The sequence below is a fragment of the Enterobacter cloacae complex sp. 302F9 genome (genome assembly GCF_050030335.1).
Classification (GTDB): Bacteria; Pseudomonadota; Gammaproteobacteria; order Enterobacterales; family Enterobacteriaceae; genus Enterobacter; species Enterobacter hormaechei_C.
This window is the reverse complement of sequence record NZ_JBLGUC010000001.1, coordinates 1,949,038-1,962,414: the sequence shown is the minus strand read 5'-3', so window position 1 is coordinate 1,962,414 and position 13,377 is coordinate 1,949,038. Positions and strand designations below refer to the sequence as shown.

Sequence of the window (13,377 nt, the reverse complement as noted above, 5' to 3'; positions counted from 1 at the left end):
ATTATGATATTTGGTTTTTTTGCTTTATTTGTGATGGTGAGCATATTCGCAGGAAAATAAAAAAGGCGAGGACAGATATCCTCGCCTTTTTCAGGTTGTGCAGGTTTTACTTGTTCAGCTCTGCCAGGCTCAGCCAGGTCTGCACCACGGTGTCCGGGTTCAGGGAGAGGCTATCAATCCCCTCATCCATCAGCCAGGCCGCAAAGTCTTCATGGTCAGAAGGACCCTGGCCGCAAATCCCGACATATTTACCCTGTTTCTTCGCCGCGCGGATGGCCATGGAGAGCAGCGCTTTCACCGCCTCGTTACGCTCATCGAACAGCTCAGAGACGACGCCGGAGTCGCGGTCCAGGCCGAGCGCCAGCTGCGTCATGTCATTCGAGCCTATGGAGAAGCCGTCGAAGTGCTCCAGGAACTGCTCGGCCAGCAGGGCGTTGGACGGAATTTCACACATCATGATGATCTTCAGCCCGTTCTCGCCGCGCTTCAGCCCCTGACGCGCCAGCTCATCCACCACCGCTTTCGCCTGATCCACGGTACGGACGAACGGGATCATGATTTCCACGTTGGTCAGCCCCATGTCATTGCGCACGCGTTTTACCGCCTCGCACTCCAGCGCGAAGCAGTCGCGGAAGCTTTCCGACACGTAGCGTCCGGCGCCGCGGAAGCCCAGCATCGGGTTCTCTTCTTCCGGCTCGTAGCGTTCGCCGCCCACCAGGTTGGCGTATTCGTTGGACTTAAAGTCCGACAGACGCACGATCACGCGTTTCGGGTAGAAGGCCGCGCCGAGCGTGGCGATCCCTTCCGTCAGACGACCCACATAGAACTCTCTCGGCGAGTCGTAACCCTTCATCATCTCGCGGATTTCGTTTTGCAGTTTTGCGTCCTGGTCGTTGAACTCCAGCAGCGCACGCGGGTGCACCCCGATCATACGGTTAATAATAAATTCCAGACGCGCCAGGCCCACGCCTTCGTTCGGCAGGCAGGCGAAGTCAAACGCGCGGTCCGGGTTACCGACGTTCATCATGATCTTCAGCGGCAGGTCCGGCATGGTATCCACGCTGGAGCTTTTCACGCTGAAGTCGAGGATATCGGCATACACGTACCCGGTATCGCCTTCAGCGCAGGAGACCGTCACCTTCTGGTCGTCCTTCATGCGCTCGGTCGCGTCACCGCAGCCGACTACCGCTGGGATCCCCAGCTCACGGGCGATAATAGCCGCGTGACAGGTACGGCCGCCGCGGTTGGTGACGATGGCAGCCGCTTTTTTCATGATCGGTTCCCAGTCCGGGTCGGTCATATCGGTCACCAGCACGTCGCCAGGCTGAATGCGGTTCATCTCGCTGATGTCGTGGATCACTTTCACCGGACCGGCACCGATGCGGTGACCAATTGCGCGGCCTTCCGCGACAATTTTGCCCTGCGCGTGCAGGGTGTAGCGCTCCATGACCTGACCACGTGAACGGACGGTTTCCGGACGCGCCTGCACGATAAACAGCTTGCCGGTGTGTCCGTCTTTCGCCCACTCGATGTCCATTGGACGGCCATAGTGTTTTTCAATCTGCACCGCCTGCTTCGCCAGCTCTTCCACTTCGGCGTCGGTCAGTGAGAAGCGATCCCGTTGCTCCTGTGGCACATCTTCAATGGTGACCTGCTTGCCATGCTCTTGCGTCGGAGCATAGATCATGCGGATTTTTTTCGAGCCCATGGTGCGACGTACCACTGCCGGACGGTTAGCCGCCAGCGTAGGCTTGTGAACGTAGAATTCGTCAGGGTTTACCGCCCCCTGCACCACCATCTCGCCCAGACCCCACGCGGAGGTGATAAACACCACCTGGTCGAAGCCGGATTCAGTGTCGATAGAGAACATCACGCCGGAAGAGCCTACGTCCGAGCGCACCATGCGCTGCACGCCGGCGGAAAGCGCGACGCCGCGATGGTCGTAGCCCTGGTGCACGCGATAGGAGATGGCGCGGTCGTTGAAGAGGGAGGCGAAGACGTGCTTCACCGCCACCAGCACCGCGTCATAGCCCTGAACGTTCAGGAACGTTTCCTGCTGCCCGGCGAAAGAGGCATCCGGCATATCTTCTGCGGTTGCAGAAGAACGCACGGCAAAGGAGGCCTGCGCGTCGTCAGCGGAGAGCTGGTTGTAGGCGTCGTGAATGGCTTTTTCCAGTTCCGGCTGGAAAGGTGTGTCGATAATCCACTGGCGGATTTGCGCGCCGGCTTTGGCAAGCTCGGTGACATCATCAATATCCGTTTTATCCAGCAGGTCGTAAATGCGCTGGTTTACACCGCTCTGGTCTAAAAACAGGTTAAACGCATCGGCGGTTGTGGCAAACCCGTTAGGTACGGAGACACCCATACCGGACAGATTTGTAATCATTTCACCCAGGGAGGCATTTTTGCCCCCAACTCTGTCTACATCATTCATGCCGAGTTGGTTATACCAAAGCACCAGCGGTGACGAGCCATTGTTGGACATCGAAACAATCCTTTTGTGATATTTGATCGGAGTAAGAAACACCTGACTACGTATTTATACTGGCATATTTATTTCCGCTAAAAAAACGGTGAATCGTGTAAGCAATTTAAATTTTCAACTTTTCGGACAGTTTCCCGGCACTCGCTAACCCGATGATTCCTATAGATTCCGGCAAAAACCATAGAAATAAAGCCGCTATTCGAAAAATGAAATCCACTTTTCAGGAAAATCAAAAACACCATTTCATTTTAAATTCAGATAAGTTCTTTGCTGTGAAATTAACTTTTTTAATTTATGCTTTCAGGCAATTACGTACGCTATTCAGGGTGGATAAAATGGATAATGCTGTCGATCGCCACGTTTTTTATATTTCTGATGGGACGGCGATAACCGCCGAGGTGCTGGGACACGCGGTGATGTCGCAGTTTCCGGTATCGATAAACAGCATCACGTTGCCGTTCGTGGAAAATGAGAGCCGGGCCAAAGCGGTCAAGGACCAGATCGACGCCATTTACCAGCAGACCGGCGTTCGTCCGCTGGTGTTCTATTCCATTGTGATCCCTGAGATCCGCAACATCATTTTGCAAAGCGAGGGCTTCTGTCAGGACATCGTGCAGGCGCTGGTTGCTCCCTTGCAAAGCGAGCTGAAGCTCGACCCGACGCCGATCGCCCACCGTACCCACGGGCTGAACCCCGGTAACCTGACCAAATACGATGCGCGTATTGCCGCCATTGACTACACCCTGGCGCACGACGACGGGATCTCGCTACGCAATCTCGACCAGGCGCAGGTGATTTTGCTCGGCGTGTCGCGCTGCGGTAAAACCCCCACCAGCCTTTACCTGGCCATGCAGTTTGGCATTCGTGCCGCCAACTACCCCTTTATTGCCGATGATATGGATAACCTGGTGCTGCCCGCCGCGCTCAAGCCGCTCCAGCATAAGCTGTTTGGGCTGACCATCAACCCGGAACGACTGGCAGCGATCCGCGAAGAACGTCGCGAGAACAGCCGCTACGCCTCGATGCGCCAGTGCCGAATGGAAGTCTCCGAAGTCGAAGCGCTGTACCGGAAAAATCAAATTCCCTGGCTGAACAGTACCAACTATTCAGTAGAAGAAATTGCCACCAAAATCCTCGATATCATGGGGCTGAATCGCCGCATGTACTAATATGCTAGTACATTAATCCAGTTTCAGTTATTATCACGCCATCTTCGGGGCGACGTGCCCCGAACTTGAAATCAGCAGGGATTGGTTTAAGGTGATGCCCATCACTTCCCGGTAGTCTGCCGATGAAGCAAAAAATTTCTGAGACATTCCATGAACAAAACCGACGAACTGCGCACCGCGCGCATTGATAGCCTGGTCACACCGGCTGAACTGGCCCTGCTGCATCCCGTATCCGCCGAGGTGGCGGACCATGTGACGGCCTCCCGTCGCCGCATCGAAAAAATTCTCAATGGTGAAGACAAACGTCTTCTGGTGGTGATTGGCCCCTGCTCCATCCACGACCTCGACGCGGCAATGGATTATGCACAACGCCTTCAGACGCTGCGCGGCACGTATCAGGATCGCCTGGAGATCGTGATGCGTACCTACTTTGAAAAGCCGCGTACCGTCGTGGGCTGGAAAGGATTGATTTCCGATCCCGATCTGAACGGTAGCTACCGGGTGAATCACGGTATTACGCTGGCGCGCAAGCTGCTGTTACAGGTTAACGAGCTGGGCGTGCCAACTGCCACCGAATTTCTGGATATGGTGACCGGACAGTTTATTGCCGACCTCATTAGCTGGGGCGCGATTGGCGCACGTACCACCGAAAGCCAGATCCACCGTGAAATGGCGTCGGCGCTTTCCTGCCCGGTGGGCTTCAAAAACGGAACGGACGGCAATACCCGAATTGCCGTAGATGCCATCCGCGCGTCACGCGCCAGCCATATGTTCCTCTCCCCGGATAAAAACGGCCAGATGACCATCTACCAGACCAGCGGCAACCCGTTCGGACATATCATTATGCGTGGCGGTAAAAAACCGAATTACCATGCAGAAGATATTGCCGCCGCCTGCGAAACGCTGGCGGAATTTGACCTGCCGGAGCATCTGGTGGTGGATTTCAGCCACGGCAACTGTCAGAAACAGCACCGCCGCCAGCTGGACGTCTGCGAGGAAGTTTGCCAGCAGATCCGCAGCGGCTCGACCGCCATTGCAGGAATTATGGCGGAGAGTTTTATCAAAGAAGGCACGCAGAAAATCGTCGCCGGACAGCAAATGGTCTACGGCCAGTCAATCACCGACCCGTGCCTGAGCTGGGAAGACAGCGAGCTGCTGCTGGAGAAGCTGGCTTCAGCCGTGGACACACGCTTTTAAAATCCTGCCGGGTGACGCTGCGCTTACCCGGCCTACGGTACGTGCCCTTCTCCCTCTCCCCGTGGGAGAGGGTCGGGGTGAGGGCATCAGACCGCCCCTCTCCCCCAAATTTGATCCCGTCACACAATTTTCACAAAAACGCTTGCCGTGAATTTGCAGTTTATTGATGATGATTATCATTGTTACATTGATTGTTATTTATAAACATTATGTCACCTACCGATAACAGCGCGGCAACGCCAACAAAAACACACACAGCACCGTCCACTGCTCCCACCGATCGCCGAATCGACAGCAAAAGCCTGTTGGGTGAGGAGGGACGGGTCATTATCGAGCATGACGGCCAGCACTACCTGCTGCGCCAGACCAATGCCGGAAAACTGATCCTGACTAAATAAACCAGACAACACATTCGCCAGCCACCCAGGTGATCCCCAGGCAGCCAGCGCTTTTCAATTCTTATGGAGAGTTGCTATGCCACACCTGCAATCCGCGTCTTTACGCCCGTCTCTTCTGGCGCTGGCGATTGTCAGCACCCTGCCGGGCGTTACGTTTGCCGCCGCAGACGAGATCACCGTCACCGCCACCGGCAATGCCCGCAGCGCCTTTGAAGCCCCCATGATGGTGAGCGTGATTGACGCCACCGCGCCGGAAAACCAGACCGCCAGCTCCGCCGCCGACCTGCTGCGCAAGGTGCCCGGTCTGACGCTGGATGGCACCGGGCGCACCAACGGTCAGGACGTTAACCTCCGGGGCTATGACCGCCGTGGCGTGCTGATACTGGTGGATGGCGTGCGCCAGGGCACTGATACCGGACACCTGAACAGCACGTTCCTCGATCCGGCGCTGATCAAACGTATTGAAGTAGTACGTGGTCCTTCCGCCTTGCTGTACGGCAGCGGCGCGCTGGGCGGCGTAATTTCGTATGACACCGTCGACGCCAACGATCTGCTGGATGCAGGTAAAAACAGCGGCTATCGCGTATTTGCTACCGGTGCAACGGGCGATCACAGCATCGGGATGGGTGCCAGCGCCTATGGCCGCACCGATACCCTGGACGGTCTGGTCTCCTGGTCCAGCCGCGATCGCGGCGACATTCGCCAGAGTGACGGCGCGAGGGCGCCAAACGACGAATCCATCAACAATATGCTGGCGAAAGGCAGCTGGAAAATCGATCCGGCGCAGACGCTGAGCGGCTCTCTGCGCTACTACAACAACGACGCGCAGGAGCCGAAAAATCCGCAGACCACGGATGCCAGCAGCAGTAACCCGATGACCGATCGTTCCACCATTCAGCGCGATGCCCAGCTTGGCTACCGCATTGCGCCAGCCGGAAACGACTGGCTGAACGCCGATGCGAAAATTTACTGGTCCGAAGCGCGGATCAACGCCCAGAACGTCGACGCCAGCGGCGAGTTCCGTAAGCAGACTACCAAAGGCGGCAAAGTGGAAAACCGCACCCGCCTGTTCAGCGACTCCTTCGCCTCGCACCTGCTGACCTACGGCGGGGAATACTATCGTCAGGAGCAACACCCTGGCGGCGCGACCACCGGCTTCCCGGACGCGAAAATCGACTTCAGCTCCGGCTGGTTGCAGGATGAGATCACTCTGCGCGACCTGCCGGTAACGCTTCTCGGCGGGACGCGTTACGACAACTACCGCGGCAGCAGCGACGGTTACGACGACGTGGATGCGGATAAGTGGTCATCACGCGCCGGGTTAACCGTGAGTCCAGCCGACTGGCTGATGCTGTTCGGCTCTTACGCCCAGGCCTTCCGCGCGCCAACGATGGGCGAGATGTATAACGACTCGAAGCACTTCTCTATCGGCAGCTTCTACACCAACTACTGGGTGCCGAACCCGAACCTGCGTCCGGAAACTAACGAAACCCAGGAGTTCGGTTTTGGGCTACGTTTTGACGATCTGCTGCTCGCCAACGACGCGCTGGAGTTCAAAGCCAGCTACTTCGACACCAAAGCGAAAGATTACATCTCCACTACCGTCGATTTTGCGGCGGCCACCACCATGTCCTATAACGTACCAAATGCCAAAATCTGGGGCTGGGACATGATGGCGACCTACGCGACCAGTCTGTTCAACCTGGACGTGGCCTACAACCGCACGCGCGGGAAAGATACCGACACGGGCGAATACATCTCCAGCATCAACCCGGACACCGTCACCAGCAAGCTGGATATCCCCGTGGCGCAAAGCGGCTTCTCCGTGGGCTGGATCGGCACCTTCGTCGAACGTTCAACGCACATCAGCAGCAGCTACAGCGAGCAGCCTGGCTACGCAGTGAATGATTTCTACGTCAGCTATAAAGGTCAGCAGCAGTTTAAAGGCATCACCACCACCCTCGTGCTGGGGAACGCCTTCGACAAAGCCTACTGGTCACCACAAGGCATCCCGCAGGATGGCCGCAACGGCAAGATCTTCGTCAGTTATCAATGGTAATTCCCTTCGGGGCAACGATTCAGAAGGATAAGATTATGGGTCACTACACACGCTGGCTTGAGCTTAAAGAAGAACATCCGGGTAAGTACGCCCGTGATATCGCCGGATTAATGCACATCAGCGAAGCAGAGCTGGCATTTGCGCGCGTTGGACACGACGCCTGGCGGCTGCGCGGTGAAATCCGTGAGATTCTGGCAGCGCTGGAGTCGGTGGGGGAAACCAAATGCATCTGCCGTAACGAATACGCCGTTCACGAGCAGGTCGGGGCGTTTACTCACCAGCACCTCGGCGGCCACGCCGGGCTGGTGCTGAATCCGCGCGCGCTGGATCTGCGTTTGTTCCTCAACCAGTGGGCGAGCGCGTTTCACATAAGTGAAACGACCTCCCGCGGCGAACGTCAGAGCATTCAGTTCTTCGATCATCAGGGCGACGCTTTACTGAAGGTCTACACCACGGATCACACCGACGTTGCCGCCTGGGGCGACGTGCTGACCCGTTTTATCATTGCCGATAACCCCACTCTGGCACTGAAGGCTGTCGATGCCCCTGCGCATTCCGACGGTGCTGATGCAGGATCGGTGGAGAAAGAGTGGCGCGCCATGACCGATGTGCATCAGTTCTTTAGCTTACTGAAGCGCCATAACCTGAGCCGCCAGCAGGCGTTTCGTCTGGTGAGTGACGATCTGGCCTGTAAGGTGGATAACAGCGCGCTGGCACAGCTGCTGGAGACGGCGCGACAGGACGGAAACGAAATCATGATCTTCGTCGGCAACCGCGGCTGCGTGCAGATCTTCACCGGTGTGGTGGAAAAACTGACGCCCATGAAGGGCTGGCTGAACATCTTCAACCCAACCTTTACCCTGCATCTGCTGGAGGAGACTATCGCCGAGACGTGGGTAACGCGCAAGCCTACGGCGGACGGACACGTTACCAGCCTGGAGCTGTTTGCTGCGGACGGAACTCAGATCGCCCAGCTCTACGGGCAGCGTACCGAAGGCGAGCCTGAGCAGAGCCAGTGGCGCCGCCAGATTGACGCCCTGACGCCAGAAGGACTGGCCGCATGAAAAACTGGTTCGCCCTGCTCTGCGCCCTGCCGCTGGTCGCCGTCGCCGCGCCGGAGAGAATTGTCGCCCTCGGCGGCGACGTGACGGAGATCGTCTACGCCCTCGGCGCGGAGTCTTCTCTGGTTGCGCGCGACAGTACCAGCCAGTGGCCGCAGGCGACAAACGCGCTGCCTGACGTGGGGTATCTTCGCCAGCTGAATGCGGAGGGGATTTTGTCCGTACGCCCGACGCTGGTGCTGGCAAGCGACCAGGCGCAGCCCTCTCTGGCGCTGAAACAGGTTGAACAGAGCCACGTCCGGGTGGTTACCGTTCCCGGCACGCCTGACCTGCGCGCGATTGACGAAAAAGTACGGGTGATAGCTCAGGCGACGCATCATGAGGCGCAAGGGGAAACCCTGCGCAACTCGCTGCGTCAGGCGCTGGCGGCACTGCCCTCAACACCGCTCAACAAGCGGGTGCTGTTTATCCTCAGCCACGGCGGAATGACCGCAATGGCGGCCGGGCAACAGACCGGCGCGGATGCGGCAATACGCGCCGCCGGGTTGCAGAACGCCATGCAGGGCTTTACCCGCTATCAGCCGCTTTCCCAGGAGGGGGTGATGGCCAGCCAGCCGGATCTGGTGGTGATTTCGCAGGACGGTCTTAACGCGCTGGGCGGCGAAGAAAATCTGTGGAAACTGCCCGGCCTGGCGCAAACGCCAGCGGGACGAAGCAAGCAGATGCTGGCTATTGATGATATGGCCCTGCTGGGCTTCAGCGTCCGCACGCCGAAAACCATACAACAGCTGCGTGCCAGAGCGGAGCAACTGCCCTGATGTCCCGGCGCATCACGTTATCGTTATGGCTTCTGGCGGGGTTGCTTACCGTCATGACGTTCATGGCCACCGGTTTTGGGGCGTTACGCCTGCCGGTGAACGTGCTGTGGAGCGGCAGCGATGAGACACTACGCCAGATCTGGCTTACCATCCGTCTGCCCCGCGTACTGCTGGCGCTGGTGATTGGCGGATCGCTGGCGCTCGCCGGCTGCGTCATGCAGGGGCTGTTCCGCAATCCACTGGCCGACCCGGGCCTGCTCGGGATCAGCAGCGGTGCGGCGCTGGCCGTCGCCCTGTGGGTGGTGCTCCCGCTCTCGCTGCCTGCGCTGGTGATGCTTTACGCCCCTATGCTGGCGGCATTTCTTGGGGCGCTGGCAGCCACTGGCGTGATCTTCCTGCTCAGCAAGCAGCGTGACCCCTCTCTGTCACGTCTGTTGCTGGTGGGTATCGCCATCAATGCCCTGTGCGGTGCGGCAGTGGGTGTGCTTTCGTGGGTCAGCAATGACGCCCAGCTGCGTCAGCTTTCACTCTGGGGAATGGGAAGTCTTGGTCAGGCACAGTGGTCAACGCTGCTCGCCGTGACCTCGCTGATGGTGCCTGCCGTTCTGGCGATCTGGCGTTGTGCCAGCGCATTAAATTTACTGCAACTGGGTGAAGAGGAAGCGCATTACCTTGGCGTGGACGTTACCCTTGTACAGCGAATTTTACTGTTATGCAGCGCCCTGCTGGTCGCTGCGGCTGTCGCCGTCAGCGGCGTGATTGGCTTTGTCGGACTCGTGGTGCCGCACCTGATGCGCATGTGGCTGGGCGCCGATCACCGGGCAACCCTCCCCGGCACGGTACTCGCGGGCGCATTACTGCTGCTGGTGGCGGATACGGTCGCGCGCACCCTGGTCGCTCCGGCAGAAATGCCGGTCGGCCTGCTCACCAGTATCCTTGGTGCTCCCTGGTTCTTATGGCTCATTTTTCGTCGTGGAGAACAGCATGGCTGAACGTTATACGGCTGAAAATCTTACTTTTACCCGATCTGGCCGCACGCTGACAGATAACGTTTCGCTGTCACTGTCGCAGGGAGAGCTGGTTACATTGATCGGCCCCAACGGCGCGGGGAAATCCACGCTGCTGCGGCTGCTGACCGGCTACCTGAAACCCGACAGCGGCGGCTGTTCGCTGGCGGGAAAAGCGCTGGATGAATGGCATCCGCAGACGCTGTCCCGCTATCGGGCAGTGATGCGCCAGCAGTCTCAGCCTGGATTTGACTGGCAGGTGGAGGAGATCGTTGGCATGGGGCGTGCGCCCTGGACGCGTCACCCGGAACCGTCGATTGTGCGTGAGGTGTTGCAGCTGACCGGTTGCCTGCCGCTGGCCGACAGGCGTTACCATGCCCTCTCCGGCGGCGAACAGCAGCGCGTCCAGCTCGCCCGCGCGCTGGCGCAGCTGTGGCGTGACGGAACGCCGCGCGGCTGGCTGTTTCTCGACGAACCCACTTCAGCGCTGGATCTCTACCACCAGCAGCATCTGCTGCGCCTGTTGAAATCGCTGACCCGTCAGGGCCATCTTCACGCCTGCGTGGTGCTGCACGATCTCAATCTTGCCGCATTATGGTCGGACCGGATCCTGCTGTTACACAACGGCAGGATTGTTTCTCAGGGCATACCGGAGACGGTTTTGCAGGCCGACGCGCTGGCACACTGGTACGGTGCGCAGGTGCACGTCGGCAGACATCCGGCGCACGCCGCACCGCAGGTTTTTCTCGCCCCTTAGCTTGAGCAGCTCACTTCCAGCCGCTTGCCCCAGTCCGGCGGGCGGCTGACATAGTCATCCTCCCGGTCGGCAAACGGCGTGCGCAGGGCGATATGCAGCCGATGCAGCTCGGTATAATCCCCCTGCTCTGCCTGCTCAATGGCCCGCTGCGCCAGCCAGTTGCGCAACACCATCGCCGGGTTAACCGCCTTCATCCGCGCCTGGCGGGTATCGTCATCAATCTGTTCCTGCTGTAAACGCGTCCGGTAAACGGCAAACCAGTCATCAAACGCCTGACGATCGATGAACTCGTCGCGCAGCGGTGACGCGGCGCTCTGCTGCGCGGTCTGGCTCAGCATACGGAAGGTTCGGGTATAGTCGCTGCCTTCACGCGCCATGATGGCAAACAGCCCATTCAACAGCGCGTTATCGCCTTTTTCCTGCGTCTTCAGCCCCAGCTTGTTGCGCATTAACACACCATATTCCCGCAGCAGGACCTCCTGATAGCTGTCCAGCGCATCGTTCAGGGCATCGACATTGATAAACGGCGACAGGCTTTGCGCAAGCCGCTGAAGGTTCCACAGCCCCACCGCAGGCTGGTTGTCGAAACGGTAACGCCCCTGATAGTCCGAATGGTTACAGATGTAACCCGGCTGATAGTCATCAAGGAAGCCGTACGGTCCGTAGTCAAACGTCAGCCCTAACAGGGACATGTTGTCGGTATTCATCACCCCGTGGGCAAAGCCGACGGCCTGCCAGCGGGCAATCATTGCGGCAGTGCGCGCGACAATATCACGGAACCAGAGAACATAGCGGTCCGGCTCGTTTTGCAGGTGCGGCCAGTGACGGCGAAGGGCGTAATCGGCAAGCTGGCGGACCTTATCCGGCTCGCGGCGATAGTAGAAGTGTTCAAAATGACCGAAACGCAGATGGCTTTCCGCCACGCGGACCAGCATCGCTCCCTGCTCCATCGTTTCACGGGCCACCGGCGTGTCGCTGGTGACAATGGACAGCGCGCGTGAGGTGGGGATCCCCAGGGCATGCATCGCCTCGGAAGCCAGACCTTCACGGATGGTTGAACGCAGCACCGCGCGGCCATCTCCCATGCGTGAGTACGGGGTTAGCCCTGCCCCTTTCAGGTGCCAGTCGAGCGTTTCGCCATTCGGCAGAAGTTGTTCACCCAGCAGGATGCCGCGGCCATCGCCGAGCTGTCCCGCCCAGACGCCAAACTGATGTCCGCTGTAGACCTGAGCCAGCGGCTTCATGCCCGGGAGCAGCGTTTCGCCGCCCCAGACGCCGGCGCCTTTTTCTGGCTGAAAAAGCGTCGAAGGGATGCCCAGCGAATCCGCTAATGCATCGTTATGCCAGATAAGACGCGCGTTCTGTAATGGCGTTGGCTTAAGCGCGGTGTAAAAGCCGGGTAATTCATCGTGCCAGTGAGCAGTAAAAGACAGGGTCATAAGTCCTCCTGCTTTAAGTGTAGAGGGTTTCCCTGGACGTAAACACGGGCGAAGAAAGGGGTTATTGCTGAACGAGAGTCGTGACCCGCTCTGCCGGGACGGCAGGCCACAGGCTTCCCTGCATTGCACCGAAATTGAAGGGCAGCACGCGTTGTAAGATGCCGTGATCGTCAATTCCCGAGACCATGACCGACTGACAATGCGGCGCGATCTGCCAGAGAATGGCGCGCATAAAAGGCTCAAACGAGAGTGCCGACGCGCGCTGCTGGATAAAGTTTTTATCCAGAATCACCCGTTTGAACAGACCATCATAAACCGGTTTAAGGGAAGATGCCCCTGCACCAAAGTTAGCCAGTACTAAGGGGAAATGGATCGCCATTCTTGCCAGACAGGGATCGTCTTTCCCGTTATTTAAACCTGGATAGTTCTCATTAACAGTAAACTCAAGAAACGGATAACGCTCGAGGATTGAAACAGCGTTCTCATTAGTTAATAAAAACTCAACAATTGCAGGTGTAATATTGATCCATGCAATTAACTGATGCTGAATAAAAAATAGCTTACAGGTATCGAGTAATTGCAGTTTCTCCTGAAACAGCGCTAATTCATCTTCCTGAGAAAGATGTGGGATAACCAGTTCAGTCGGGATCCGTACGTCCGCACCCACGCCAGTAAAGTTAACCAAAATCTCTAAACCTTTAAGCAAACCTGCACTATCACGCGCCGGAAGGAGTAAAAGTTCAGACTGGTAAGCATTATCTAGCGTAATAATCATCGCGCTTGTCCTGCATTAAAGATGAGAGAGAACATCCTGGAGCAATTGCAGGCACAATTCCACTGTCTTGATTTTAATAAGATTAATTTCATTCTTTCCGTATTAATTTTCAGATTTTTCCCTGAATCTAAATTAATTTTATCCTGGTTATTGAATAATAGCCAGTTTTAGATAAAACAGGCACATGCGGACATAAATAATTGGGCAAAAAA

11 protein-coding genes are annotated in these 13,377 nt (G+C 57.5%); 8 read left to right on the top strand and 3 right to left on the bottom strand.

Annotated features, from left to right (window positions below; all coding sequences use genetic code 11):
* Window positions 1-106: 106 nt before the first annotated feature.
* A complete protein-coding gene (ppsA, locus tag ACQG0T_RS09385; RefSeq protein WP_045338439.1) occupies window positions 107-2,485 on the bottom strand; it encodes a phosphoenolpyruvate synthase in 2,379 nt (792 codons plus the stop codon).
* A 335-nt stretch (window positions 2,486-2,820) separates the two neighbouring features.
* Between ppsA and ppsR the strand changes: the two genes are divergently transcribed.
* The 8 genes from ppsR (at window position 2,821) to ACQG0T_RS09345 (ending at window position 10,951) form a co-directional block, all read left to right on the top strand.
* Window positions 2,821-3,654, top strand: a complete 834-nt coding sequence (gene ppsR, locus ACQG0T_RS09380) for a posphoenolpyruvate synthetase regulatory kinase/phosphorylase PpsR (protein WP_017384644.1) — start codon at window positions 2,821-2,823, stop codon at window positions 3,652-3,654.
* 150 nt (window positions 3,655-3,804) lie between these two features.
* The gene (gene aroH / locus ACQG0T_RS09375) at window positions 3,805-4,851 is read left to right on the top strand and encodes a 3-deoxy-7-phosphoheptulonate synthase AroH (RefSeq protein WP_049134190.1); all 1,047 of its coding nucleotides are present in this window, start codon (window positions 3,805-3,807) and stop codon (window positions 4,849-4,851) included.
* Between the two features lie 209 nt (window positions 4,852-5,060).
* Window positions 5,061-5,249, top strand: coding sequence for a hemin uptake protein HemP (hemP, locus tag ACQG0T_RS09370; RefSeq protein ID WP_271040712.1), 189 nt, complete (start codon window positions 5,061-5,063; stop codon window positions 5,247-5,249).
* A gap of 76 nt (window positions 5,250-5,325) precedes the next feature.
* Window positions 5,326-7,308: a TonB-dependent hemoglobin/transferrin/lactoferrin family receptor gene (locus ACQG0T_RS09365; RefSeq protein ID WP_271040711.1), complete on the top strand. Its 1,983-nt coding sequence runs from the start codon at window positions 5,326-5,328 to the stop codon at window positions 7,306-7,308.
* Between the two features lie 35 nt (window positions 7,309-7,343).
* Window positions 7,344-8,372, top strand: coding sequence for a hematinate-forming heme oxygenase ChuS (gene chuS, locus ACQG0T_RS09360; protein WP_063849369.1), 1,029 nt, complete (start codon window positions 7,344-7,346; stop codon window positions 8,370-8,372).
* Window positions 8,369-9,187, top strand: coding sequence for a heme/hemin ABC transporter substrate-binding protein (locus ACQG0T_RS09355; RefSeq protein WP_271040710.1), 819 nt, complete (start codon window positions 8,369-8,371; stop codon window positions 9,185-9,187). Before chuS ends, ACQG0T_RS09355 begins: the two co-directional genes overlap by 4 nt.
* Window positions 9,187-10,179 carry a FecCD family ABC transporter permease gene (locus tag ACQG0T_RS09350; RefSeq protein WP_271040709.1) on the top strand — a complete coding sequence of 331 codons (993 nt, stop codon included), beginning with the start codon at window positions 9,187-9,189 and terminating at the stop codon, window positions 10,177-10,179. Before ACQG0T_RS09355 ends, ACQG0T_RS09350 begins: the two co-directional genes overlap by 1 nt.
* A complete protein-coding gene (locus ACQG0T_RS09345) occupies window positions 10,172-10,951 on the top strand; it encodes a heme ABC transporter ATP-binding protein (protein ID WP_196277456.1) in 780 nt (259 codons plus the stop codon). Before ACQG0T_RS09350 ends, ACQG0T_RS09345 begins: the two co-directional genes overlap by 8 nt.
* Here ACQG0T_RS09345 and selO read toward each other — a convergent pair.
* Complete coding sequence (gene selO, locus ACQG0T_RS09340) at window positions 10,948-12,390, bottom strand: protein adenylyltransferase SelO (protein WP_045911640.1); 1,443 nt, start codon at window positions 12,388-12,390, stop codon at window positions 10,948-10,950. The two genes, ACQG0T_RS09345 and selO, sit on opposite strands and share 4 nt — an antisense overlap.
* A 61-nt stretch (window positions 12,391-12,451) precedes the next feature.
* A complete protein-coding gene (locus tag ACQG0T_RS09335) occupies window positions 12,452-13,165 on the bottom strand; it encodes an EAL domain-containing protein (RefSeq protein ID WP_023303526.1) in 714 nt (237 codons plus the stop codon).
* Window positions 13,166-13,377 lie beyond the last annotated feature (212 nt).